Here is a 26,070-nt window from a genome sequence, read left to right as displayed (position 1 = left end):
GACGAGGAAAATCAAAGAATTGATTTTCGGCTGATAACACAAAGTAGGAAAAACCACGCTTTTCTCCTGCTTTGTTAACAACCTAAGGCGCTAACTTTAGCGCCTTTTTTGCCTTTCACAAGTCGTCAAATTGCCTAAAGAAATGATAAGGTTATTTATTTTTACGTTTCTTTTTTGATAGCTAGATGAATAGGTTCTGCTACATTATTCATCAATTGTTGAATGACATAACTTTTATTACGGTATCTGAGCATAGTTTTATGCGTAACTTTCTTATTTTATTACTTTTATTAGTATTGCTTGGCCCATTGGGTATTGATTTATACCTGCCGACTATCCCTGATATTGCGAAGGATTTAGGTAGCAGTGAATCCGTGATTCAATCGACCATTGCACTATTTATTTTAGTCCTAGGCTTAGGGCAATTGATTTCTGGGCCACTGGTCGACCGATACGGGCGAAAGCCTATCGCGATAGTTGGTATGGTGCTCTACATTATTGGGGCAGGTGTTGCCATTTCAGCCACGACGCCAACGGTGTTTATTGCCTCGCGTTTACTGCAAGGGGTTGCAGTCTGTTGTACTTCTGTGGTGGCATTTAGCTGTGTTCGTGACCGCATGAATGGCACTGAAGCGGCTCGCGCATTTGGTTTTCTTAATGGCACATTGAATATTGTGCCTGCACTCGCGCCGCTATTAGGCGGTTTGCTGGCAGAAGCATGGGGTTGGCGTGCACCGTTTTGGTTCCTTGCGTTATATGCTGTCATCATATTGGTATTAATCGCGGTATTTTTACCTGAGACACGACCGACAAATTTGCCTAAAGTGAAAATTATTCCTTTGGAAACCTATTGCCGTATTTTAGGTCATCGCCAATTTATCATTTTCGCTCTCGTCAATGCAGGTACGATGGGGATGGCATTAACCTATGTTTCCCTTGCACCAACGGTGTTGATGGGGGAGGCTCAGTTAAGCCCGTTAGCGTTTTCCATTGTGTTTGGGATTAACGGTTTTTGGATTATGTTTGCCAGTTATATTGCTAACCATTTTATTCATAAAATCGGGCGTCCTGCCTGCTTGTTGGTTGGTAGCTCAATGATGGCGATCGGTTGTTTCGGGTTGATATTAGGTTTTGTTGTGTTGCCAGAAGCTATTCAAAGTCATTGGGTTGTCTATATGTTGCCTGTGGCTTGTGCGTGTACAGGCCTTGCCTTTATGATGGGAACTGCTACCAGTTATGCTCTTGAGCCTTTTGGTAATGAAGCGGGGACGGCATCTGCGTTGGTAGGGTTTGTACAAATGGCAGGCGGTGCAGCACTGGGTCTTTTGGCTATAGCATTACCAATCGTGCCAAAGTTATCGTTAGCGATTGTGATGTTAGTCGGCTGTATTTTTGGTTTAGTGGCAAGAAAGGCCAGTTTAAAATTAAATTTGAGTCCCCCCACGAGTGATTAATAAGATTTAAGACTCTATTGATTATATTTTCATAGAGTCTTAAATCGACTTAATGATTAAATGACATAGCCATTAACTGTGGTAGCAAGCTTATTTGGTTTAATATCAATATGCTGTGTATGAACAAGTTTGTTATGCACATAAATATTGGCTTTTATTGGATTAAGCGCTCTTTCAATATTTATATGAAATTTGTTCATGACGTCTTTTGATTTTCTAACGTCGCTTAATTGGTATTTGTGTATTTTACCATTTTGTAAAATGACTTCTATGTAGGGAGCATAAGCCCCAATTTGCGTATCAGGCTGATAAACCATCCCGTATGACCCATAAATAGGAATGCAGCTTTGTTTCTCAATTTTACCTTCAGGGTCATAAAACCCAGTTAAGTTCACGATGGGAACACCTTGTTTATATGGTTTTTTAGTTATTATATGGGAAGCTGATTTTACCCACTTATGGCCATCTGAAATATAGGTGCTTGTTTCATTATTGCTTATCAATTCTATATCATCATTGACATGTATTTTGCTTTGCCAAAGTGCTAATGAACTGATTTTTATAACAGCACCATTATTTTCTTGACTGGCAGCTGGAATATAAAGGTTAGGGCTATGATAGCCATTTCCGCTATTGATATGAATATATTTATGTTTGTTTATCAATTTATTAAATTTTTCGATAGTGAATGTTTCACCATTATGTACTTGGTAATTAAAGAAATAAAAGGCGGAAAGGTCTAAGGGAACATCCTCCATTTTTTGAGTAATAGGGTTCCATTTTTGATATCCTGTTTTGGATTTAGCAGAGAAAACATAACTATTTTCAAGCCGTTTTTGGATAGCTGCCAGTGAATTTGGTGTGTACATGGTGTATGCGTTATATCTATCATCATAAGGGCTTCCTCCTGACATCGCATCGGTGTTGAATTTGCCTTCTTTTGTCAGATTGGGAATGAAAAAGTTATAATCAGCATCCCATAACCATGAAGAGTTTTTTTTGTCTGCTGGGGCATGTGTTCCCCCCTCAGTTCCCCCATAATAGTCGCCTAACCCAAAATTATGTCCTAGCTCATGACTGAGTTCGTTACCTCTTGAATTATACAGTGTAACTTTCCCTGCACCTCCTGACCAGCCATGCACTTGCTCACCATTTTCATATACCCCTATAGAATTATGTACAGTGACTTGGAAAGATGGAATAAACGAAAATTCTGCGGCAGTGCTATTAATACCATAGTTGGCTAAATTAATACCGTCAGAGATGAGGTCTTTTCCTATTTGATGGCGCATATTTCCACTGTGCCCACCACCATTTCCTGTCGCTTTTTCGGTGAAAACATCGCCATTAGGCATGACGACCTCAGTTAAGTGAACAGACTCATACTGAGCAACAATCAGCGTTTCTACAGGGATAGTTTGAAAATATTGGCGATGTAACTCTGGGTGAGATTGGAAATCAAATTCATTTCTTGGTGGTGTTAGCATACCGATATCAATTGTATTAATTAAAATTTTATTGGGAGCACCAATGGGAATATTGGATAAAACCCCTTTAGTATCTGAGGTATTAAAAACAAACTGAATACCTGGTTTTATGTGCTCTTGTGAAATACTCGCGGACCATGTGTTCTTCGTATAACTTAAGTTTGCAACGGCCTCAGGTGAAGCTTGTTCCGTAATCGGGAGCCATTTTTTGTTCGGATCATAGACAAAGGTAATATTTTCCCCTTTGGTTAATTTGTACTGTTTATTACCATAGAGAATATAGCTATCAAGAGTTGCTTTCGAGTTAAACGTCATTTTTTTTTTATAAAAATGGTTGTTGGCTCTCAAAGTGAAAAATCTTGCCCAGTTTCCATCACTTGTTTCAATTTTTATTGAGTTATTTTCTTTAATTAACTTGCTTAAGTATCCATTTTCTTTTGCTATTTTAGATATTTCATCATTTTTATTGATGGTCAGGTCGTACCGCATAGGAACACTAAGAGCGGGTGTAAGCACAGAGTTTTTTTGTTTTATAAATAATTCTGACTTTTTAGGTTTTAAGGAATAATACTTGGAAATTAAAGCATCACTTTTAGTTACCAAATGGCCATTTTCATCACAAATTAGTTTAATACTATTACCCTTATTTAATGTTATAGAATTTTTGCTATAGTATATTTTTATGTCTCTATTCATTCTGTTTTTGACTTTAATGTGCATATTTGCCAATTTTTTATTACTGGCTAATATCAAGGGAGTTATATTTGATTCATTATTAAATTCTAACTGTATATAATTTTTATTATTAAATTTTTTTTCTAGCGGGTTAAACATATTCACAAATTGAGCTGTTTCATTTTTAATCTTTAAATTTAAATTCCATGGGCCAGAAAAGTCTTTAGGTCGTATATTGGTCTTTTGAATAGCATCATTGGCGAGTTGGGGAAGCTCGGAAGGTGGGTGCATTTCCTGAGTGACTAACAGATTTTTGTCCTTATCATAAATACTGAATGTCATTTTTGAATCATAGTCCAAGTACATTTGGGGTTTGAACATGAGTAATGTTTTTCGTCCCGAAACTAGCCTTGGTTGGGTATCACCTTCAATTCGGTTAATTGCGGGGAACAGTGAGCTTTGAGCTAAATAAACAGTGCCTTTTAAGTCTCCTGTTGTATCACTTAACTCTTGGTTAGTTGTGGCATCAAAATATTTATTTTTATTATAAATATTCATATCAGGAATATCTTCATAGATGGCCTGAGGTGATGAGGACTCATTAGATAATGTCTCATTCATTGTGATAGAGGAATACCTGATCTCATTAAGTTGGTGATGTTGAGTTTTAAAATCATTAAAATATTCAATGGAATAATTTTCTATTATGTTAGGTAAGTTAGTGAGGTTTTTAATCAACGATAAGGGGGAATAATCCATTAACATAATTTTCCTTTTTGTTCTCTTTACTAGTTTCATTATTTTAATTTAATTCATTTTCTTTTAAATTATAAGATTTGAAATTAGAAGTTTTTCTTAAAAATCAATGTGATTATGTTTATAATTAAATTATTAATTTTCAATTAAATGAAAATTAAATTATTCTATTTTTGATTAAAGTGATATTATTAAAGTTATTGGCTAAGACAGTACTATAGTGATTGATATGAGAAACCCATTATTAAATCAGCCTAGAGTGGCTAAAGGTGATGTATTTTGAGCGCGAATACATCACCATAGAAAGCGTTCTATGGTAATCATAAACAAATAAAATAGGTTTATTACCATGAATAAGAAACATTGGTCAAAATACCAATTACTTCACGAAGTTGTGCAAAATCCCAATATTCATATCAAAGGAAAACACAGTTATTACAGTGATTGCTACGATAATGGCTTTGAAGACTCCGTTGTGCGTTATTTACAAGGGGATGCGCAAAGTCGAGATTGGCAACTGGCATGGGATGTGGACCAACTGTATATCGGCGATTATGTCTGCATTGGCAGTGAAGCGGTGATTTTGATGGGGGGAAATCATACTCATCGAATGGACTGGTTTTGCTTGTATCCTTTTCTTGAATATATTGAGGAAGCTTATATCGGGAAAGGGGATACCATCATTGGTGACGGTGTGTGGATTGGCATGCGGGCGTTTATTATGCCTGGCGTCAAAATCGGTGAGGGTGCCGTCATTGCAACTAACAGTGTGGTGGTTAAGGATGTTGAACCTTATTGTATTGTGGGGGGAAACCCTGCGAAGCCTGTTAAATACCGGTTTTCACCTGAAGTGATTGCCGAGCTATTGGCGCTGAAAATCTATGATTGGCCAGAAGCAAAATTCACCGCATTAAAGCGTGTGATTTGTGGTTCTGATTTTCAGGTGCTAAAACAAGCCAGTATCGAATACGACCAACAACGTTATTCGTAATTGTTATAAGGGGGTTCTGCGGAATCCCCTTTTTACTATTAGACAGTTAGCTTTCTTCCGTGCGAATAAATTCAACCAATGTAGGCTGTGCAATGCGTTGGTAATCTTGAGTATTTAAAATAATTGATCGCTCTAACGTCCCTGCATTGAATGCCAGTTCATCAAAACGTGCAAACAATAACGGATCGGCAATAAGCCGTAAATTGGGGTGAAAGCTAAATGGGGGGATCGCACCAAATACACACTGAGTCAGCTCATCCACTTCTTTTGGGCTTGCCAGTGATGCACGAGTTCCACCAATGGCGATGGCTATTTTGCTTAAATCGGCTTGCTTGTCCGCAGGTAAAATGGCTAGAACATGTTGCTTCACCCCATTTCCTTTTACATGACAGACTAAACCCTTAGCACCTTGCCCTAATTGCGTTCCACGAATTTTTGCCACTTCCTCGGATTTCCCCGCGGTGGAGTGTTCCATCACACGGTATTTGGCATGATTGTCATCTAATAGCTGAGTTAATTGCCTAAAAATTACGTTCTCTGACACCGTTTTTTCCCTTTAAAACCCGATCAATATCAGGGAATGATAACAAGTTCATAGGGAGATACAACCGCAAAACGTAAGAGCCAATAACGGGGTAAATTTGGGAAATAGTATAAATTGCATATCAGATGCGGTTTTTACCTGTTTTGTCCATCCGTTCACGGATTTTATTATGGTATGTCCTGAAGTATTTTTATTATCTAATAAATTCAATTAATTATAAATCACGATTACATGTTAGTAATGAGAATGTTTATTGTTAAGAGTTGAGCTTGATCATTTACGCTCTGTTTTATTCTCGGTAATATAATTTTTTATATAACGAAAATAGATAACATGAAACGTAAAATCCACTTATATGTCATCACGTCATTGATCGCAGGGATCGCGCCATCCATCGTTGCTGCTCAAGTTTCCGAACAAATCAGCAAACCGAAACAAGATAAAATGCTCGTCACGGCAGCACCGACAGATGTCACCGCTGAAGCCCAAGCTGGCGCAGGTTTCTTTACTTCTCAAATTGACCTTGGGCCATTAGGCGATGTGGAATGGATTGATACCCCTTATTCCACCACCACAATCAGTCGTGAAATGATAGATAACCAGCAAGCGAAAAGTGTCAGCGAGCTTCTGAAATACGCCCCAAGCGCACAGATGCAAGCACGCGGTGGGATGGATGTCGGCCGTCCTCAAAGCCGTGGTATGCAAGGTAGTGTTGTTGCCAATAGCCGTTTGGATGGACTCTATATGGTGTCGACAACGGCATTCCCTGTGGAAATGCTCGACCGCTTAGATGTCATTAACAGTTTAACAGGAGCACTGTATGGCCCAGCGAGCCCAGCAGGGCAGTTTAACTTCACCGCCAAACGCCCTGAAGATATTCAACGTTTATCATTAGGTTACCAAAGCCGTAATGCTTACAGCGGGCACGTTGACCTTGGAGGGTATTTCGATACCGATAAACGCTTTGGTTACCGTTTGAATTTAATGGATGAAGAAGGGACGGGTAACTTAAAAGATAGCACCTTACGCCGCAAGCTGGCATCGGTTGCTTTTGATTGGAATATTCAACCAGGCACACAATTGCAACTGAACGCCAGTCACTACAATTTTGTGCAAAAAGGCTATGTTGGCAGTTTTAGTTATGGTCCTGACATTAAATTACCCAAAGCACCAAACCCACAAGATAAAAACTTAGCTCTGCATACTGCGGGAAATGATTTAACCACCGATACCGTTAGTACACGTTTAATTCATGATTTCAATGAAGACTGGAAATTGACAGCGGGTGTTGGCTTCCAACAAGCGGACAGGGCGATGCGCACAGTTTCAAGTCAAATTGTTGATAACCAAGGTGGGATAAAACGCTCATTGTCAGACTCCCCCGCATCAGGGCGTTTTCGCGTCCTGAGTAACTCAGCGGTACTTAATGGCCATGTGGACACGGGCTCAATTGGCCATGATTTATCATTCGCCACTAACGGCTATGTTTGGTCAATTTACAGTGCAAAAGATGGCAGCATTAAACGAGATTTAGGCTCAACCAATATGTTCAACCCTTCACCGATGGAAGAGCCATCTGATGGACGAATTCATACGGGGGGCTCTCGTTATAAAGCTAGCGAAAACCGCCAACAAAGTATCACGGTAGGTGACACCATTACCTTTGACTCGCAGTGGGCAGTGATGTTTTATTTGAGCCAAAGTTGGATTGAAAGCCAAAGCTTTGACAAACAACATCATAAAACTAGCCAAACTAATGATAACGGGCTAAGTCCACAGGCGGCGGTGATGTATAAAATTACCCCGCAAGTGATGACTTACGTGAGCTATGCGGATTCTCTGGAAGAGGGGGATACCGCGCCATTGAATCAAAACATTAAAAATGAAGGGCAAACGCTTGATGCCTATCGCAGTAAGCAATATGAAATTGGGATTAAAGCGGATGTGGCTGATTTAAACCTCGGTGCGGCACTGTTTCAGTTAGAGCGCCCATTTGCTTATGTCGATAATAATGATGTATTTCGCAAACAAGGGGAACAAGTCAACAGGGGGCTTGAACTCACGGCTACAGGCCATGTTTGGCAAGGGTTGAATGTTTATAGTGGTATTACTTTCTTAGACCCGAAATTGAAAGACACGAAAAAAATCGAAGCGCGTGATAAACGTGTTGTGGGGGTGCCTAAAGTTCAAGCGAATATGTTAGTGGAATATGCTCTGCCATCTATGCCTGAATTGGTGTATAGCGCCAATGTGCATTACACCGGTAAACGTGCCGCTAATGACACCAATACCAGTTGGGCGGGAAGTTACACGACGTTGGATCTTGGCACTCGCTACAGCACAAAAATCAATCAAACCCCAACAACGGTTCGTTTATCGGTGAATAACGTCACTGACGAGCGTTACTGGGCATCCATTTTCCCATCAGGGATCAATGGTGAAGGCCGTGGTGGGAGTGCCTTCTTAGGTGCAGGCCGTGAAGTTCGTGCAACGGTTACGTTTGATTTCTAATGATAAAAGTTTAGGAGCTCGCCGTTTTATATCAAGGTAAAGCGGCGTGATAAATATGAGAAAAACTATTTTCCTGCAATCGGTCATTTTACTGTTTGGGCTGCTAATGGGCAGTGCAATACAGGCGAAGACAGATAACCCGCAATTACGCATCGCAACACCTTGGCCTGCACAAAATACCATTATTATGATGCTCGGTTATGGCGAGCAAATTGTCGGCACTTCGGTGATTGCGAAAAAAATTCCGTTGTTTCGCCAAATGCTGCCAAATATTGATGATGTCCCAGTGATCAGTATTAGCAACCAACTGAGCCCAGAACAGATCATTTCATTACGTACGGAATTACTGTTTGTCGCCAAAGGAATGGAGGTTCCACAGCGTGATTTATTAGAAAATGCAGGGGTAAAAGTGGTTGAATACCCCGCTAATTCTTTAAAATCGTTACAAGAAAGGGTACAAGCAACCGCAAAAGAGCTGGGCCCAGATGCACAAAGTAAAGCGATTGAATACCAACGTTATTTCGACCGTAATGTGGCATTGGTTAATGCACGGCTGGCGGGCTTAACGGAAGCGGAAAAACGCACGGTTTACCACAGTATGGGGAGCACATTGTTTACCTCGGGGCGACCATCGTTAAATCAAGATTGGATGGATTTAGCTGGGGCAAAAAATGTGGCAGAAACATGGTTTGCAGATAAAAAAAATAACTCAGGTGAGGTATTACTGGAAACCATCATCGCAGCGAATCCAGATGTGATTGTGGCGATGAATAAGGAAGATGCCAAGATCATCAAATCATCTTCCCAATGGCAAGAGATGGACGCGGTTAAAAACCAGCAAGTGTATGTGAACCCAAAAGGCATGTTTTGGTGGTGTCGTGAAACGTCTGAAGAAGCGTTGCAGTTTTTATGGTTAGCTAAAACACTGTACCCAGAGCGTTTTGCGGATATCAATATGCAGCAAGAAACGGCGGATTTTTACCTGAAATTCTTTGGCATTTCACTGAGTGAGGTGCAAATCGATAATATTTTGCACCCATAAAATAACTCTGCCTGCTAAACAGGCAGTTTATCAACTACTGATGACGCTCTTTTAAGCGTTTGATAATCGTGCTTAAATCGAGGTCTTGGTCTTGCAGTAACACCATTAAATGGTACATCAAATCCGCAGCTTCATTTGTCAATTCAGCACGGTCATTAACAGTTGCGGCCAGTGCGGTTTCAACGCCTTCCTCACCCACTTTTTGTGCGATACGTTTTGTGCCGCTGGCATACAGGCGGGCGGTATAAGAGCTCTCTGGCGATGCCGTTTTACGCTCTTTTAATAGCGTTTCCAACTCAAACAAAAAGCCCCAGTCACTTTGTGCGGGTGCAAAACAGCTTTGTGTGCCGTTATGACATGTTGGGCCATCTGGCAGGGCGAGGGCTAATAAGGTGTCGCTATCGCAATCAGGGTAAATATCTAATAAATTCAAAAAATTATTGGAAGTTTCCCCTTTTGTCCACAAACGCTGTTTGGTTCTTGAATAAAAGGTCACTTTGCGGCTCTCTAAGGTGACTTGCAGTGCTTCAGGGTTCATGTACCCCAGCATCAACACATCCCCTGAAACCGCGTGTTGTACGATAACTGGCATCAGATTATCGACTTTTTGCCATGCTAGTTGGCTACATTGTTCTGTGGTTAACATACTCTAATTTGAACTCCATTTTCGGCTAGGTATTGTTTTAATTCACCGATATTAATAATTTGTTTGTGAAAGACGGAAGCGGCTAAGGCACCATCAACACCAGCATCAGCAAAGGCATCAAGGAAGTGAGCTTTTTCACCTGCGCCCCCTGAAGCAATTAACGGCACTTGGCAAACCTCACGCACTTTTTTCAGTTGTACCAAATCATACCCTTGGCGTACACCATCTTGGTTCATCATATTTAAGACGATTTCGCCCGCGCCGCGTTGCTGGGCTTCTTTGACCCAATCCAAGGTTTTCCAGCGGGTTTGTGTGGTACGTTTTTCATCCCCTGTAAATTGGTAAACTTGATATTCATTAGTACTGTCATCAAACCAAGTATCAATGCCCACCACGATACACTGAACACCAAAGCGGTCGGCTAAACGGGTGATTAACGTTGGGTCAGACAGTGCGGGGGAATTAATCGAAATTTTGTCTGCGCCAAAAGATAAAATCTGCGCTGCATCTTCCACACTCTTAATACCGCCTGCCACACAGAACGGAATATCAATCACTTCTGCAACTTTAGCAACCCAGCTTTTATCGACAACGCGGCCATCAGATGATGCAGTAATATCATAAAAAACCAGCTCATCGGCACCTTCTTGTGCATAGCGCTGCGCTAATGGCACGATGTCGCCGATAATTTCGTGGTTACGAAATTGCACACCTTTAACGACTTGCCCGTCGCGAACATCCAAACACGGAATTATGCGTTTTGCCAACATTCGATTGCCTCCGCAACGGTAAATTTACCTTCGAGTAATGCTCTGCCCACAATAACCCCAGCAGCACCAGATGCTGGAATAGCCGCGATATCCGCTAAATTGCCAATGCCACCAGAGGCTTGAAAGGCAATATCAGGGAATTTCTGGCTGATTTCTTGGTACAGATTGACGTTTGAGCCAGCCAGCGTGCCATCTTTTGAAATATCGGTACAAAGGACGTGTTTTAAGCCATAAGGTCGATAAATTTCAATAGCTTGCTCTAAGGTTAAATTAGAGTTTTCTTGCCAGCCGCTAATGGCGATTTCTTTCACACCTTCGGCATTAATCCGCACATCTAACGCCAACACAATTGCTTCACCGCCGTAGGTTTCAAACCAGGTTTTCACCAGTTCAGGCTTGGTGACAGCCGTTGAACCAATCACCACGCGAGTTGCACCCGCATCTAATAACGCTTTGACATCGTCTTCGGTACGAATACCACCGCCTACTTGTACTGGGACACTCACACCCGCTAACAGTTTTTTCAGTAGCGGAATTTGACGTTTTTGTGGGTCTTTTGCCCCCGTTAAATCCACAAGATGTAGGAGCTTCGCGCCTTCTTTTTCATATTGTTGTAAACGCGGGAGTGGGTCAGTGCCGTAATCCGTTTGCTTGGCGTAATCCCCCTGATGTAAGCGCACCACGGTGCCATCAATTAAATCTAATGCAGGAATGATCATGGTTCTTACATCTCCAAAAAGTTTTGAATCAAGCGAGCGCCAGCGGCACCTGAACGTTCAGGGTGAAATTGCACACCGAAAAAGTTGTCGCGATTTACTGCACTGCTAAATGGGTTGCCATATTGGGTTTGCGCGATGGTATTTTCTGAAATTGGCATCGAATAGCTGTGCACAAAATAGAAATAAGCATCATCAGCAATCCCTTTGAATAACGGGTTCCCCGCGAGGGCTTTCACTTGGTTCCAGCCGCTGTGGGGAACGGGTAAGCCATTGGCATCCATTTTGCGCACAGGACTATCAATCAGACCAAGTAACGGAATTTCCGTTTGACCTTCTTCGCTGATGCTGCCGAGTAATTGCATGCCCAAACAAATCCCTAAAACAGGTTGAGTTAATGCTCTGATTAAGGGCACTAATTCACGCTCTACGAGTTTTTCCATCGCTGCGCTTGCAGTACCTACACCGGGTAAAAACACCTTATCGGCTTGTAAGATAGTGTTGGTATCACGGCTAACCACAGGGCGGTAACCTAGGCGTTGCACCGCATAGGTTACCGACGCTAAATTTGCACAGCCAGTATCTAGGATGACAACGTTCATCAAAGAACCCCTTTTGAGCTTGGTAAAGTATCCCCTTCAACACGGATAGCTTGGCGCAATGTACGACCAAACACTTTAAATAAGCTTTCAGCTTTGTGGTGATCGTTTTTCCCTTTAGTTTTCAAGTGCAACGTACAACCCATAGCGTAAGATAACGAACTAAAGAAGTGCTCAATCATTTCGGTGCTTAAATCCCCCACGCGCTGGTATTTAAATTCGGCTTTATATTCAAGGTGAGGGCGCCCTGAAATATCTAGCGCACAGCGTGCTTGGCACTCATCCATCGGTAGTACAAAGCCAAAGCGTGCGATGCCGCGTTTGTCACCCAGCGCCACTTTCAATGCCTCGCCTAAAGCAAGGCCCGTGTCTTCGACGGTGTGGTGGTCATCGATAAATAAATCCCCTTTGACTTCAACATTTAAGCGGAAACCACCGTGGGTTGCGATTTGGTCTAGCATGTGGTCAAAGAAGCCAACACCAGTGTTAATTTTGCTGCCACCTTCTTGGTCTAACCAAACCTCCACCAGAATATTAGTTTCTTTGGTGACGCGCTCAACACGTGCATGGCGGTCGCGTTTGGTTAATTGGGCAGTGATGGTTTCCCAATCGAGGTCGGTCGCACTATAGCGTAACCCTTTGATCCCCATGTTTTTAGCTAGTTGAAGATCAGTTTCACGGTCGCCGATGACATAGCTATTGTCGCTGTCGAGCACATTGCTGTCTAAATAACGCTCAACTAATTGAAGTTTAGGTTTGCGACAAGCGCAGTTATCTTCGGGTTTGTGCGGGCAAATCAGGACTTCATCAAATTTTACACCTTGAGATTCAAAAACTTGCATCATCAAGTTGTGTGGTGGCTCAAAGTCTGCGGTTGGGAAGCTATCGGTACCTAAGCCATCTTGGTTGGTTATCATCACTAAACGGTAATTGGCTTTTTGCAGAGCAAGTAAACTTGGAATGACGGCCTTTTCAAAGGCAAGTTTACTTAAGCTATCCACTTGGAAATCAGTCGGTGGCTCGGTAATTAATGTTCCATCACGGTCGATAAATAAAATTTTCTGGCTCATGAGTCATTCCTAATTAGCAAAGTGCTTCAATAGCTTCAATAACACGGACATTTTCAATTTCTGTCCCGATAGTAATACGCAGGCAATTTTCCAGTCCTGGCTGCTTGCTTTGGTCACGTAAGATAATGCCTTGATCCCACAGGGCTTTAAACACTTTATTGCCGTCAGTAAAGCGCACCAAAATATAATTGGTTTCGCTTGGATAGACTTTCTCGACAACTGATAAATCACGCAGAGCTTCAGACAGGGCAATACGGTTTTCCGTTACGGTTGCTACACGGCTTTTCATGGTAGCGATGCCTTGTGCATCAAGGGCTTGTGCTGCAATCATCGCAACTGGGGTTGATAACGGATAAGGGGCGATAACTTTTAATAATATCTCAATCACTTCAGCTGATGCTAACGTGAAACCACAGCGCAATCCTGCTAATGCAAAGGCTTTTGATAACGTTCTTAAAATAACCAAATTAGGGTATTTTGCTAACCAGCTTGCGACGCTGTACTGCGGACAAAACTCAATATAGGCTTCATCAACCACTACCAGCGCACGGCCTGCCGCCATCTCTAACACTTCCTGCAAATCTTTATTATCGATGATATTGCCGGTTGGATTATTTGGGCTACAAATATAAATAAGTTTAGTATTTGTGAGATTTTCGCGAATAGAAGCCACATTTAATGACCAATCTGGCAGAGCCATAATTCTTTTCTGCTCGACGCCAAAGGTTTCTGCACTGACGCTGTACATGCCGTATGTCGGAGGACAGAACATCACAGCATCTTTGCCGGGTTCGCAAAATGCGCGGATCAGCAATTCAATGGATTCATCCGCACCACGGCACACTAAAACTTGCTCAGGGGTAATGCCTGCGTAGGCCGCATAGTTATTGATTACAGCCACAGGTTGGCATTCAGGGTAACGGTTTAGGTTGCGCTCACTAAATTGGTAATCTGGTGCGATAGGATATTCGTTAGCGTTGAGCCAAACGTCCCCATTTCCCCCTAAACGGCGCGCAGACATATACGGGGTCATGGTTTTGACATTTTCACGCGCAAGGCTGGCAGCATTAAATTTTTGGCTCATGACTTACTCCTGATTTTGTTTTTTTAGTTCTGTGACACGTAAAGTCACCGCATTTTTGTGGGCAGTCAGTTGTTCCGCCTGCGCTAACGTTTCAATGGTGTTGGCTAAGCCTAATAAACCCTGTTTAGACAGTTTTTGCACGGTCATGCGCTTCATAAAATCTGCAAGGCCGAGGCTTGAATAGGTTGTTGTGTAACCATAGGTCGGTAAAACGTGGTTGGTGCCTGAAGCGTAATCCCCAGCAGACTCTGGTGACCAATCACCAACAAAAACAGACCCTGCACTGGTGATGTTCGCCACTAAATCATCGGCATCACGAGTTTGTAAAATCAAGTGTTCTGGCCCGTAACGGTTACTGATTTCCACACATTGTTTGATAGAGTCAGCAATAATGACGCGGCTGGCGTTCAGGGCTTCTCGCGCAATCGCAGCACGTGAAAGCTGGGCGAGCTGTTTTTCTGTTTCCGCTATCACGCGCTGGGCGAAGTTTTCATCATCGGTTAATAAAATGACTTGAGAATCTGGGCCATGCTCCGCTTGGGATAACAAATCAGAGGCGGTAAACGCTGGGTTCGCTTGGCTATCAGCAATCACTAACACTTCAGATGGGCCCGCTGGCATATCAATCGCTGCACCTTCGTGGCTTTGGCTGACTTGGCGTTTTGCTTCAGTCACATAAGCATTGCCTGGGCCAAAAATTTTATCGACTGCAGGGATGCTCTGTGTCCCAAAGGCCATCGCAGCAATCGCTTGCGCACCACCGACTTGGAAAATCTCTGTAATGCCACACAGTTTTGCCGCATACAGAATTTCATCGGCAATAGGGGGTGGGGAACATAAAATAATTTTGCGGCAACCCGCGATATTAGCGGGTGTGCCTAACATCATAACCGTTGATAATAACGGCGCTGAGCCACCTGGAATATACAAACCAACTGCATCAATCGGGCGTGTGACTTGCTGGCAAACAACACCCGCTTGGGTTTCTACCGTTATGGGGGTGGGGATCTGCGCTTCGTGAAAACGGCGAATATTACTAATGGCCGTTTTCATTGCTGTTTTAATCTCATCACCGAGGCGTGCTTCAGCTTCATCAACTGCATTTGGTGCAACACGTACGGTATCAATTTCGGTTTTATCAAAACGGCGGCTTAAGGCTTGGAGGGCGTTATCGCCCTCTCGACGAACTTGATTGATAATCTCACTGACTGCGGTGCTAATGCTACCAGAGGCAGCAATAGCAGGGCGCATCAGTAATGCACTTTGTTGTTGTTCGTTGCAATCTGCCCAGCGAATTGGCTGGTTGAATCCCATTTCCATGATGACTTACTCCATCATTTTTTCGATTGGCAGAACAAGAATTGAACTTGCACCTAATGCTTTTAGTTTTTCCATGGTTTCCCAGAATAAGGTTTCTGAGCTGACCATGTGCATAGCAACGCGGCTGTGGTCACCTGCTAGCGGCAGAATAGTTGGACGCTCAGCCCCTGGCAGTAGCGCGATGATATCATCCAGCGTTTCACTTGGTGCGTGCAGCATGATGTATTTAGATTCGCGAGCTTGGATAACGCCTTGAATACGGGTCATCATACGGTCAATAAGTTGTTGTTTGTCCGCAGACATTTCGCCATCACGTTGAATTAAACACGCTTTAGAGCGATAAATCACTTCCACTTCTTTCAGGCCATTGGCTTCTAAGGTTGCACCCGTAGAAACGAGGTCACAGATGGCATCGGCTAAGCCAGCACGAGGAGCAACTTCGACAGAACCGTTCAGTAAGCAAGATTTAAACTGAATGCCTTTTTGGTCGAAATAGCGTTTTAGCAAGTGTGGGTAAGAGGTGGCAACGCGTGAGCCATTTAAGCATTCTGCCCCTGTATAGTTAAAATCTAATGGTGCAGCTAAAGAGAGGCGGCACCCACCGAAATCCAAGCGGCGCAATGTTTTGTACTGAGGGTCTTCCCCTTGTGCGCGGCGATTTAATAACTCTTCTTCAAGGACGTTTTCACCGATAATGCCTAAGTCCACTACACCGTCCATAACCAGCCCTGGAATATCGTCATCACGCACACGAAGTAAATCAATAGGCATATTTTCTGCATAAGCAATCAAACGTTGTTGTTGTAAATTGATTTTGATCCCGCAGCGAGCCAATAACTCTCTTGATTCTTCGCTTAAACGACCTGACTTTTGAATAGCAATACGTAAACGTGATTTATCCAACATAACCTTACCCCATATTCCTTTAGTAACTTTTTGTTTTAATATAAAAAAACCCTCGGAAGATTATCTTCCGAGGGTTCTCTCATTTGCATTTCAGCCACCGGAAGATTCGTTGATCGTCTTCCAGCACACATCGCCCGAAAGACTAATCAGGATGATGGTGATGATGATGGTTGCGTGAAATACGATTCATGATGTCTTCCGTTCTCTTATTTAACTGAATGACTAAACATTCACTGTGCTAACTAAATACTCATTGGTATCCAACCTATCCGATTTCCCCCTATGAATGCAACCTTTTTTTAAAAAATAACCAATAATAATTCGTTGGGCAGGTTTTATAGTGATTAATCCCCCCGAAAATCCATTCGGAAGTTTTATGGTTTTCAGCTAATCTAAGAAAAAACTCAGTGCCTTAGCAGATTTGGAGTCGAAGCATGAAAAAAGTCACAATTATTGGATTGGGTTGGCTGGGGTTACCATTAGCACAGGCTTTACTTTCCAAAGGTATCCAAGTGGTGGGAACCAAAACAACGCCAGATGGTATTGAGGCCGCTCGAAGTGTGGGGATTGAGTGTTACTCATTAAAACTGACGCCTGGGCTAGAATGTGACGCTGATGATTTAACGCAATTGATGGAAGGTAGTGATGCGCTAGCCATTTTGTTGCCACCCTCTAAAGTGAATGTGGAACATTATGTGTCAGCGATTGAAACGCTGGTAAATAGTGCGATTACCTTTAAGGTGCCCAAAGTGATTTTTACCTCTTCGACGGCGGTGTATGGTGAGCAAAATGGTGAAATGACGGAAGATTCTCCGTTAGAAGGTGTAACGGCTTCCGCACAGGCGTTGATTGATACCGAAAACTGGTTACATCAATTGCCAAATATCTCGGTGGATATACTGCGTTTAGCGGGGTTAGTGGGGGAAAAACGTCATGCAGGGCGTTTTTTAGCCGGCAAAACAGGGGTTAAAGGTGCCATGCAGCCTGTGAATATGGTGCATCAAGATGATGTTATTGAAGCGATTCTTGCATTACTTAACCAATCAGAGGGCGGACATCTTTATAATTTGTGCGCACCTATTCACCCAACGCGACGAGCGTTTTATACCCAAGCGGCGAAATCATTGGGGCTCGTTCCTCCTGAATTTATTGACTCAGTGAATGAAGCGGAAGGAAAGTGGATTAACGGCAATCGAATTTGCCAAGAAATCGGGTTCGAATACCAATATCCAAACCCGAATAGCATGTTGATGACTATTTAATTGGGATCATCACAATTTTTTGGAACGCAGGGCGTGTGGTGAGCTGTTGGTACCAGCGCTCTAAGTTTTTAAACTCAGGGCGTTCGGTGACAATTTCGTGCCATGGGTAAAATAATGGCGCAATGGCAATATCGGCAATACCGAATTTATCACCGCTAAAATACGCCTGATGGGCTAAGGCATCATCAGCAATTTGCAGTAATTTGTTGATATTGGCATAAATGATTTTTGCTTGTTCTGGGTCTCTATCGGCTTCTGGGACACGGACGATTTTGTTCATCATCTGTTTAATGTGATCAAACAAATTCGCGTTGCTCCAATCCATCCATTTATCGGCTGCTGCTCTTTCTTGTACATCCTTAGCCAGTAATAAGTGAGAGTGATCAAACTTTTCCGTAAGGTAACGTAAAATTGCATTTGATTCCCACAGAGCAAAGTCATCATCCTGTAGAGTTGGGATTGTGCTGTTTGGATTCATTTTTTTGTATTCAGGTGTATCAAGCCCACCAAATGGGCCACCCGCATCTTTTTGATTATAAGCCACATTTAATTCTTCTAAGCACCAAAGTACTTTTTTGACATTGGAAGAATTGGCACGTCCCCAGACAGTTAACATTGCAGTCTCCTAATTGATTTTTGTCATTAGCCATATCATTAACCATAGTTAAGATAGATTAAATTCGCTTTCAGGCAAATCTTTATTTTCTATAGGTGGTCTTAGTGGAAATAAAGCCTTATATTATGATGAGTTAGCAATTTTTATCACGGCGAAGGGTTCATCGTTTAGTGATGGTGAGTAAGAAGATAGTCATTTTAAATATTTAGCATTAAGTGAAGGAATAACCGATGAGTAAAAAAATGTTGTCCCTAAAAACCCGCCGCGCTGGTATTGGGTTGAGTCTTTTGATGGCCGTTAGCACCAGTGGTTATGCGGCCGAGACACCGGTTGCTCCTCAAATCGATGCCAAAGCATATGTCTTGATGGACTACAACAGCGGGAAGATTTTAGCATCAGGCAACCCTGATGAGCGTTTAGACCCAGCCAGTTTAACCAAGATCATGACAAGTTATGTGGTGGGGCAGGCAGTGAAGGCGGGGAAAATAACCACGCAAGATATGGTAACAGTCGGGGAGGATGCATGGGCGACAGGGAATCCTGTCCTGAAAGGCTCTTCGTTGATGTTTTTGAAGCCAAAAGACCGTGTTTCGGTATTGGATTTGAACAAAGGGATTGTTATTCAATCAGGTAATGATGCCAGTATTGCTCTTGCGGACTACGTTGCAGGGAGCCAAGATTCGTTTGTGAGTTTGATGAACCAATATGTTCAACAAATTGGTTTGAAGAACACACATTTTAAAACCGTCCATGGGCTCGATTCTGAAGGGCAATTTAGTACGGCTCGCGACATGGCGTTATTAACACAAGCGATGATCCGCGATGTGCCTGATGAATATGCGCTGCATAAAGAAAAAGAATTTACCTTCAACAAAATTCGCCAGCCTAACCGTAACCGTTTGTTATGGAATCAAAATTTAAAAGTGGATGGCGTGAAAACGGGGCACACGAGCGGTGCTGGCCATAATTTAGTGGCGTCAGCAACAGAAGGGGATATGCGTTTGATTTCGGTTGTGCTTGGCGCGCCAAGTGACCGTGTACGTTTTACCGAAAGTGAAAAGTTACTGACTTGGGGTTTCCGTTTTTTCGAAACAGTCACACCAATTAAAGCAGATGCGACATTGAAAAAGCAGCGTGTCTGGTTTGGAGATAGCTCTGAAGTGGCATTAGGCGTGGCGGATGATGTGTCTGTGACTATCCCTAAAGGTCAGTTGAAAAATCTGAAAGTCGATATTCAGATGACCAATGATTCGTTAGAAGCACCATTAGCGAAAAATCAAGCCGTTGGGACGATTAACTTTATTCTTAATGATGAAGTGATTGAGCAGCACCCACTTGTGGCAAAATCAGCGGTTGAAGAAGCGGGATTCTTTGGGCGTATTTGGGATTATATTATGAAAACCATTAGTGGCTGGTGGAGTGCAATTTTTGGTTAATTAATCCGCCATGTTTGAATTACGAAAACGCCTGCAATTGCAGGCGTGAGGTTGTTGACAAAGCAGGATAAAAGCGTGGTTTTTCCTGCTTTGTGTTATCAGCCGAAAATCAATAAATTGATTTTCCTAATTTATTTTCAAAACCTATCCAACCTGCCGTCAAACCTTATCGGTTTGTCTGCAGTCTGACGCCTGCAACTGCAGGCGTTTTTTATCAGTTAGTGAATAAATTATTCACAGTGCGCGAGTTTAATTGCTAAACCGCCTTGGGAGGTTTCGCGATATTTAGCGTTAATGTCTTTACCAGTTTCATACATCGTCTCAATGACTTTATCGAGACAAACACGTGGATCACTGACGCGGCGTAATGCCATACGTGCGGCGTTAACGGCTTTAACAGAGGCAATTGCGTTACGTTCAATACAAGGCACTTGAACTTGGCCGCCAACAGGGTCGCAAGTAAGGCCGAGGTTATGCTCCATCGCAATCTCCGCGGCGATGCACACTTGCTCAGGGCTACCGCCCATTAATTCAGCAAGCCCAGCGGCCGCCATTGAACAGGCAACGCCCACTTCACCTTGACAACCGACTTCCGCCCCTGAAATGGAGGCATTCATTTTGTATAATGCACCAATCACACCAGAAACTAGGAAATAGCGGGTATAGGAGTTCTCATTCACAGGGCGAATGAATTTATCGTAATAGGCGAGTACCGCAGGAACGATACCACAAGCCCCATTTGTTGGTGCTGTCACTACACGTCCACCCGCAGCGTTCTCTTCATTGACCGCAAGGGCGTACATATTGATCCAATCAATAACTGCCATTGGATCCATGTTGGTGCTATCCGTGGTGACGAGTTGGCGGCGTAACGCGGCTGCACGACGCGGAACACGCAGTGGACCAGGTAATAGGCCTTCCGTAGTGACCCCACGTTCAATGCCTGCTTTCATCACATCCCAAACGGAGGAAAGATATTGTTGGATTTCATCTTTGCTGCGTAATGCTAATTCATTTTGCATGACGAGCGCAGAAAGTGATAACCCCGTTTCTTTGCAATGCTTTTGTAAATCAGCTGCATATTTAAAAGGATAAGGGACTTGAACGGCATTTTCGTCGATTTTACCGAAATGTTCTTCATCAACAATAAATCCGCCGCCAATCGAGTAATAATTTTTGGTATACAGAACGTTATCACCCGCAAATGCGGTGATTGTCATGCCATTTTCATGGAGTGGTAAATTTGTGCTGTGAAAATTCATGCCACCATCGACAGGGAAATCGACTTCATGTTGCCCTTGAGCAAGTAAAAGTTTACCTGTTTGTTCGACGTTGCGCATAAATGCAGGAATAGCGTCAATATCAATGGTATCGGGTAAGTTACCCGCAAGACCCATGATGATAGCCATATCGGTAGCATGGCCTTTACCTGTCAGGGACAGCGAGCCGTAAACGTCAACGGCTATGCGCGTTGTGTTAGCCAGTAAATTTTGCGCGATAAGGTCATCAACGAATTGTTTGCCCGCTTTCATTGGGCCGACGGTGTGAGAACTTGAAGGGCCGATACCGATTTTGAAGATATCAAATACACTAATCATATTCAGTGCTTCCTTTTGTAGAAAGTCATTGAAATCAGGTAGCTATCATTATTAATAGCTACCTGGGGCTTCAATTAGAAGAATAACTTATATGTCGCCGCAGAGATAGCGACCAGACCCATAATTACGATAAATACATTGCTGATTTTGCCTGAGTATTTACGCATTGCAGGGACTTTACTGATGGCATACATTGGCATCAAGAACAGTAAGATAGCAATAACAGGGCCACCAAGACTTTCGATGATATCCAGAACACCTGGGTTTAATGTCGCAACAATCCAAGTGGTCACTAACATAAAGATAGCGGTGCCGCGGTTTAATTTGCGAATATCGACAGTTTTGCCTTTTGCACGGTATGCACGTTCAACTAAACCATTGAAACCTTCACGAGCACCTAAATAGTGGCCTAAGAATGATTTGATAATAGCAATAAATGCGATGATTGCTGCTGCATATTTGATGAATGGCTGATCAAAATAGCCAGACAGATAGTCAAGGATACTGATATTTTGTGCTTTTGCTTGCGCAAGGTCAGCTGAAGATAACGTAAACACACAGCTAATCACAAAGAACATGACTGTCAGAACCATCAGGATGTGTGCTGATGCTAAAATACGTGAACATTTTTGTTCTGCTTCATCGCCGTATTCTTCACGTTTTGCGACAGAGAATGCAGAGATAATTGGTGAGTGGTTAAAGGCGAATACCATGACGGGGATGGTTAACCAAATGGTGATCCAAATGCTTTGACCTCCAGTATTTTTGGTAGCTTCTGCGATGCCTTCGAAGGTTAAGGTATTCAGTACATCACCAGACCAGTGCGGGATCATATATAAAGAGAATGCAACCAGCACTGCAATGAATGGGAACACCAGCATACTCATGACTTTAACGATGTATTTTTCACCGAAAGCAACGATAGCCATAACGCCCCCGACCAGAATTAAGGCCAGTAACCAACGTGGTGGTGCACCAACACCTAATAATTCGGTTAAGAATTTATTGACGTTATTGGTGATAGAAACACCATAAACGAGCAGAATAGGATAAATAGCAAAGAAATACAGCAGAGTGATCCAGTTACCCGCGGTACGTCCAAAGTGTTCTTCAACAACTTCAGTGATATCGCCATCTTTTTTAGAACCAGAAAGAACGAAACGTGTTAAGCCACGATGAGCAAAAAATGTCATTGGGAAGGCTAGAACAAGCATCAATAGAACAGGAAGTAATCCGCTCATACCCGCATTAATAGGCAAAAACAGAACTCCAGCACCGATAGCTGTACCATATAAACCCAGCATCCATACTGTGTCAGTTTTACGCCAAGCTTTACTGCTCCCTGTTTGCGAGGCTGTTTTGTCGATGGAACCAACTTTAGTTGCATCCATAATAGTCTCCAAAAATAAAAGTCAAAAAATTCATTTTAAGTAACAGCCAAAGGCGTTACTGGGTTTTAATCTTTTGGTACGAATAATCTCTTAATAAAAAGGGCTTTCTTTTACGTAACAATCTGATTGGAAATAAAACTAAAATTTGGACTAAATTCATTTTCAATCAGTTTTGTAATTTTATCAGTTATTTTTAAATCTGGTTTTTGAGGGTGTGAATTTATATTTTACCAGAACAAAATGCCGTGATCATTATCTCAAAAGAGAAATATCCCCTGAGATTGCGTAGAAACATCAGATTTTATAAAATTGTTAATGAAATTTAACTTAAGATTATTTATTGTCATGTTTTTCCTGTTTGGAAAATTCAATTCATTAAAATAAACAAGGGTAGAATAATATTCTGTGAGAAAAATATTATTATATTAATGAATATTTTTGTGTTGTTTGATTTGTAATCTATATTAATCTAATTATTGAGCTGTACTGTGATACTGCTACATAGGATGTATGGATGAGTTTGTTTAACTTATTGATAATCAACTGTTAATTTTAAATTTCAATAATGATTTAGTGAGTGATTAATTAGGCCATTTCGCCCTGATTTTAGGGGCACATATTAATTAATTTTTGTTTTTTTAGATAGTATTTAGTGTACTTTTTTTGCGTCGAAAAAATAATTAAAAAAGGTAACAAAATATTTGTTACAGAGTTGTTTATTAATTAATTTGATAATTTAAAATTAATTTTATATAACGATAAAAAAATAAAGAGAAAGTTTGATTTGGCGCAATTTTTTAAAAGTGGAAAAGTACTGATGTTTATTGCCACCAGTACTTAAAAAGAAATGATTAAGGTTGGAACCAACCTTTGCGAATGAATGAACCAAAGATGAGATGATAGAGTTGGGTGATTGGTGCTTGGATTTTACTAATGCCAAGTGACCACAAAATTTGAGCTAAACCACAGGCAACGATAGCAAGGATAAATGCGCCTGCCATATCTAAAGGCCAGTGAACACCAAGGTAAATTCGTGACCAAGCAATCACAATGGCAGGGATCATCATCACAAGGCCAACCCAAGTCCGTAGCCAGAATAAGAAAGCAAATGCAAAGGTAAATACGATAGTGCCGTGGTTACTTGGGAATGATGGTGTTGCGTCGTGATCAGAAAAATTAGTGCCGATCCCCATCACAAATGGGCGGTCATGGGGGGCAAAATAGCCAATTAGCCATGAAATAGTAAGCCCTAACACAATGGCAATCGCCGCTTTACAGGCAAAAGCGCGTTGGCGAGTCATGTTTGGCTGGGCACCCCAAAACCAACAAGCAACTGTAAATATTGGGAAAATAAGAACTAAGCGCTTAGCAATTACATTCGCCATCGCAATCGTTCCGCTTGCAGTTTCAGGTGCGGCATTGATCAAGTTAAACAGATCAAGATTGAGTTGTTCCAGCACAGTTTCGTACCTCAGACAGAGAGTGGGTCAGTAAGACAAAGAAAAACAGAGCTTAAAGTCTCAAGCTTCACAGGTAAAGTCCCTTTGTCTTATTATTGATACTATTACGCGACAAATTTACGTGTGGTTTAAGAATTACTCAATAATTATTTCACTCATCTAAAGTTCGATTTGGCGAAAGAAGGGAAAACAAATGTGGTGGCAAAAACAGATACAGCTGAATGCGCGGGAAAGAGGATTTCATTTAGTCACTGAGGAGATTTTAAGGCAAGTTCCTGAGCTCAGTTCGCTTCGTATTGGGATGATGAATATATTCATTCAACATACCTCTGCCTCATTAACGATTAATGAAAATGCGGATTATACCGTGCGAGAAGACTTTGAGAGCTTCTTCAATAAGGCAGTTCCTGAAAATGAACCTTATTATAAGCATGACTATGAGGGCAGTGATGATATGCCAGCGCACCTGAAAAGTAGCTTACTGGGTGCGAGTTTAACAATCCCAGTGACAAACGGTCGTTTAAATATGGGGACGTGGCAAGGGATTTATTTATGTGAACATCGAAATTTTGGCACAAAGCGCAAAGTAATCATTACATTGCAAGGTGAGGTCGATGGCTAGAAATAGGCAATAAAAAACCCGATAGCATTAAAACAGAGAGTTGGCTATCGGGCTCCTCAATATGGGGACATCAAAGAAAAGCAGTGGCATAAATTAAGACTCCATCTAAAAAGGAAAGTTCTCTTGTTGATGAAAAAAAATGCAATTTAGGGTGGGATTTGACTTAAATAGCACAAAAAGAACAAGCAAAGCATATTTCAGCCTAAGTAGTGAGATGTTTTGCTTGTTAATAATCTAAAATAAGATGAGGTAACTATTTGTAAAGATTTAAATTTTCTTTTGCGTAAGCTTCAAAATCAGTGCAACCACCGATGTGCTTCTCATCAATGAAAATTTGTGGGACAGTTTCCACAGGTTTACCAACAGTTTTAGACAAATCTTCTTTTGAAATACCTTCTGCTTGGATATCGACATAGCGGTAGTCAAAATCTTCACGTTCGTTTTTCAGTTTTTCTGCCAGTTCTTTCGCACGAACACAGTATGGGCAGCCAGGGCGACCAAAAATAACAGTATACATAGTATCTCCTTTTTATCTCAAACTCAGATTCGAGTCACAATGCTCAATACTATGCCTATATAAATTATGAAATAAAAGTCGAATTTTCCTTTTATAGCTATAGGTATGTCATATAATTCGTGAAGTAAAATGCCAAATCACAGTGAAATGGGGGTTGAATGAACAATAAACCACAATCAAAGAGAACCATGCGTTCATTGGCAGACATGCCAAAACCTATCTTAGTCTTAGAAGGTGTTGGGATAATCCTCTTGATTTTAATCTTACTCACGCTGAATGATTATATTGTTTTGCCTGAGCCACTTATGCACCAAGGGGCGATAGTGACCATTATTATGGTTGCGATTGGGTGTTTGGTCCCTGCAATGATTAATATTGTGTGGCGAGCTATTCATGGGTTAACTTTTTTAGGTATAGATAATAAGCAGTCAGAAAACCCGAGGAATAAAAAAAATAATATTCAAAATGATAAACAGGATGAAAAGCCCGAATAGCCGTGGTTTTGCTGGCATTTTTCTTGGTGATGTGTGAAAATTACCCGCTTTGCGCTGGGGATATCATTCTCTAGCAAACTGTTTTTGCATTATTATTTTTGAG

23 protein-coding genes and 1 other annotated feature are annotated in these 26,070 nt (G+C 41.9%); of the genes, 8 read left to right on the top strand and 15 right to left on the bottom strand.

Annotation, left to right across the window (positions count from 1 at the left end):
- Positions 1–260 precede the first annotated feature (260 nt).
- Entirely contained in the window at positions 261–1,454 is a 1,194-nt protein-coding gene (locus AABS66_RS09385; RefSeq protein WP_430224848.1) for a multidrug effflux MFS transporter, read from the top strand.
- A gap of 56 nt (positions 1,455–1,510) precedes the next feature.
- On the opposite strand, the gene AABS66_RS09380 is transcribed toward AABS66_RS09385, so the two are convergent.
- Positions 1,511–4,381 (bottom strand): M66 family metalloprotease, encoded by a 2,871-nt coding sequence (locus AABS66_RS09380; protein ID WP_430224847.1) that lies wholly within the window; start codon positions 4,379–4,381, stop codon positions 1,511–1,513.
- Positions 4,382–4,721: 340 nt separating this feature from the next.
- Between AABS66_RS09380 and AABS66_RS09375 the strand changes: the two genes are divergently transcribed.
- A complete protein-coding gene (locus AABS66_RS09375; protein ID WP_272680644.1) occupies positions 4,722–5,363 on the top strand; it encodes a CatB-related O-acetyltransferase in 642 nt (213 codons plus the stop codon).
- A 46-nt stretch (positions 5,364–5,409) separates the two neighbouring features.
- Here AABS66_RS09375 and AABS66_RS09370 read toward each other — a convergent pair whose 3' ends face one another.
- Positions 5,410–5,907 (bottom strand): YbaK/prolyl-tRNA synthetase associated domain-containing protein, encoded by a 498-nt coding sequence (locus tag AABS66_RS09370; protein WP_206085404.1) that lies wholly within the window; start codon positions 5,905–5,907, stop codon positions 5,410–5,412.
- Positions 5,908–6,240: 333 nt separating this feature from the next.
- Between AABS66_RS09370 and AABS66_RS09365 the strand changes: the two genes are divergently transcribed.
- Both AABS66_RS09365 and AABS66_RS09360 read left to right on the top strand, forming a co-directional pair.
- Positions 6,241–8,418 carry a TonB-dependent receptor gene (locus AABS66_RS09365; protein WP_430224846.1) on the top strand — a complete coding sequence of 726 codons (2,178 nt, stop codon included), beginning with the start codon at positions 6,241–6,243 and terminating at the stop codon, positions 8,416–8,418.
- Positions 8,419–8,473: 55 nt separating this feature from the next.
- Positions 8,474–9,460: an ABC transporter substrate-binding protein gene (locus AABS66_RS09360; protein WP_430224845.1), complete on the top strand. Its 987-nt coding sequence runs from the start codon at positions 8,474–8,476 to the stop codon at positions 9,458–9,460.
- A gap of 34 nt (positions 9,461–9,494) precedes the next feature.
- Here the strand turns inward: AABS66_RS09360 and hisIE are convergent, their stop codons facing one another.
- Genes hisIE through hisG form a run of 8 tightly spaced genes read right to left on the bottom strand, consistent with a single transcriptional unit; the run spans position 9,495 to position 16,571 of the window.
- Positions 9,495–10,106 carry a bifunctional phosphoribosyl-AMP cyclohydrolase/phosphoribosyl-ATP diphosphatase HisIE gene (hisIE, locus tag AABS66_RS09355; protein ID WP_206085407.1) on the bottom strand — a complete coding sequence of 204 codons (612 nt, stop codon included), beginning with the start codon at positions 10,104–10,106 and terminating at the stop codon, positions 9,495–9,497.
- Positions 10,100–10,876 carry an imidazole glycerol phosphate synthase subunit HisF gene (gene hisF, locus AABS66_RS09350; RefSeq protein WP_206085408.1) on the bottom strand — a complete coding sequence of 259 codons (777 nt, stop codon included), beginning with the start codon at positions 10,874–10,876 and terminating at the stop codon, positions 10,100–10,102. The genes hisIE and hisF overlap by 7 nt, the downstream gene beginning before the upstream one ends.
- Positions 10,858–11,595 carry a 1-(5-phosphoribosyl)-5-[(5-phosphoribosylamino)methylideneamino]imidazole-4-carboxamide isomerase gene (gene hisA, locus AABS66_RS09345; protein WP_206085409.1) on the bottom strand — a complete coding sequence of 246 codons (738 nt, stop codon included), beginning with the start codon at positions 11,593–11,595 and terminating at the stop codon, positions 10,858–10,860. The genes hisF and hisA overlap by 19 nt, the downstream gene beginning before the upstream one ends.
- A 5-nt stretch (positions 11,596–11,600) precedes the next feature.
- A complete protein-coding gene (gene hisH / locus AABS66_RS09340; RefSeq protein WP_272573462.1) occupies positions 11,601–12,194 on the bottom strand; it encodes an imidazole glycerol phosphate synthase subunit HisH in 594 nt (197 codons plus the stop codon).
- On the bottom strand, positions 12,194–13,261 hold the full coding sequence (gene hisB, locus AABS66_RS09335; RefSeq protein ID WP_206085411.1) for a bifunctional histidinol-phosphatase/imidazoleglycerol-phosphate dehydratase HisB: 1,068 nt from the start codon (positions 13,259–13,261) through the stop codon (positions 12,194–12,196). Before hisB ends, hisH begins: the two co-directional genes overlap by 1 nt.
- Positions 13,262–13,274: 13 nt before the next feature.
- Complete coding sequence (gene hisC / locus AABS66_RS09330; protein ID WP_272538790.1) at positions 13,275–14,345, bottom strand: histidinol-phosphate transaminase; 1,071 nt, start codon at positions 14,343–14,345, stop codon at positions 13,275–13,277.
- Positions 14,346–14,348: 3 nt separating this feature from the next.
- Positions 14,349–15,665, bottom strand: coding sequence for a histidinol dehydrogenase (hisD, locus tag AABS66_RS09325; RefSeq protein ID WP_272573463.1), 1,317 nt, complete (start codon positions 15,663–15,665; stop codon positions 14,349–14,351).
- A 6-nt stretch (positions 15,666–15,671) separates the two neighbouring features.
- Entirely contained in the window at positions 15,672–16,571 is a 900-nt protein-coding gene (hisG, locus tag AABS66_RS09320; protein ID WP_206085414.1) for an ATP phosphoribosyltransferase, read from the bottom strand.
- A gap of 40 nt (positions 16,572–16,611) precedes the next feature.
- Positions 16,612–16,738, bottom strand: a sequence feature (His leader region).
- 267 nt (positions 16,739–17,005) lie between these two features.
- On the opposite strand from hisG, the gene AABS66_RS09315 reads away from it, so the two are divergent.
- Positions 17,006–17,833 carry an SDR family oxidoreductase gene (locus AABS66_RS09315; protein WP_430224844.1) on the top strand — a complete coding sequence of 276 codons (828 nt, stop codon included), beginning with the start codon at positions 17,006–17,008 and terminating at the stop codon, positions 17,831–17,833.
- Here AABS66_RS09315 and AABS66_RS09310 read toward each other — a convergent pair.
- Entirely contained in the window at positions 17,826–18,449 is a 624-nt protein-coding gene (locus tag AABS66_RS09310; RefSeq protein WP_430224843.1) for a glutathione S-transferase family protein, read from the bottom strand. The genes AABS66_RS09315 and AABS66_RS09310 overlap by 8 nt on opposite strands.
- Before the next feature lie 230 nt (positions 18,450–18,679).
- Between AABS66_RS09310 and AABS66_RS09305 the strand changes: the two genes are divergently transcribed.
- The gene (locus tag AABS66_RS09305; protein WP_206085417.1) at positions 18,680–19,885 is read left to right on the top strand and encodes a serine hydrolase; all 1,206 of its coding nucleotides are present in this window, start codon (positions 18,680–18,682) and stop codon (positions 19,883–19,885) included.
- 230 nt (positions 19,886–20,115) lie between these two features.
- Here AABS66_RS09305 and AABS66_RS09300 read toward each other — a convergent pair whose 3' ends face one another.
- From AABS66_RS09300 to ybjG, 3 genes are all read right to left on the bottom strand, one after another.
- Complete coding sequence (locus AABS66_RS09300) at positions 20,116–21,483, bottom strand: L-serine ammonia-lyase (protein WP_206085418.1); 1,368 nt, start codon at positions 21,481–21,483, stop codon at positions 20,116–20,118.
- A 74-nt stretch (positions 21,484–21,557) separates the two neighbouring features.
- The gene (locus tag AABS66_RS09295) at positions 21,558–22,874 is read right to left on the bottom strand and encodes a serine/threonine transporter (protein WP_206085419.1); all 1,317 of its coding nucleotides are present in this window, start codon (positions 22,872–22,874) and stop codon (positions 21,558–21,560) included.
- A gap of 851 nt (positions 22,875–23,725) precedes the next feature.
- Positions 23,726–24,334 carry an undecaprenyl-diphosphate phosphatase gene (ybjG, locus tag AABS66_RS09290; protein ID WP_206085420.1) on the bottom strand — a complete coding sequence of 203 codons (609 nt, stop codon included), beginning with the start codon at positions 24,332–24,334 and terminating at the stop codon, positions 23,726–23,728.
- 193 nt (positions 24,335–24,527) lie between these two features.
- Here ybjG and AABS66_RS09285 point away from each other — a divergent pair, with 193 nt between their 5' ends.
- Positions 24,528–24,956: a secondary thiamine-phosphate synthase enzyme YjbQ gene (locus tag AABS66_RS09285; RefSeq protein ID WP_206085421.1), complete on the top strand. Its 429-nt coding sequence runs from the start codon at positions 24,528–24,530 to the stop codon at positions 24,954–24,956.
- Between the two features lie 253 nt (positions 24,957–25,209).
- Here the strand turns inward: AABS66_RS09285 and AABS66_RS09280 are convergent, their stop codons facing one another.
- Positions 25,210–25,473 carry a GrxA family glutaredoxin gene (locus tag AABS66_RS09280; protein WP_047756603.1) on the bottom strand — a complete coding sequence of 88 codons (264 nt, stop codon included), beginning with the start codon at positions 25,471–25,473 and terminating at the stop codon, positions 25,210–25,212.
- A 158-nt stretch (positions 25,474–25,631) separates the two neighbouring features.
- Here AABS66_RS09280 and AABS66_RS09275 point away from each other — a divergent pair, with 158 nt between their 5' ends.
- A complete protein-coding gene (locus AABS66_RS09275; RefSeq protein WP_206085422.1) occupies positions 25,632–25,967 on the top strand; it encodes a YbjC family protein in 336 nt (111 codons plus the stop codon).
- The last annotated feature ends 103 nt before the right edge of the window (positions 25,968–26,070 follow it).

Source organism: Providencia sp. SP181 (assembly GCF_050446505.1).
Classification (GTDB): Bacteria; Pseudomonadota; Gammaproteobacteria; order Enterobacterales; family Enterobacteriaceae; genus Providencia; species Providencia vermicola.
Note: the sequence above shows the minus strand (reverse complement) of the source record. Positions and strands in the feature narration are given on the sequence as shown.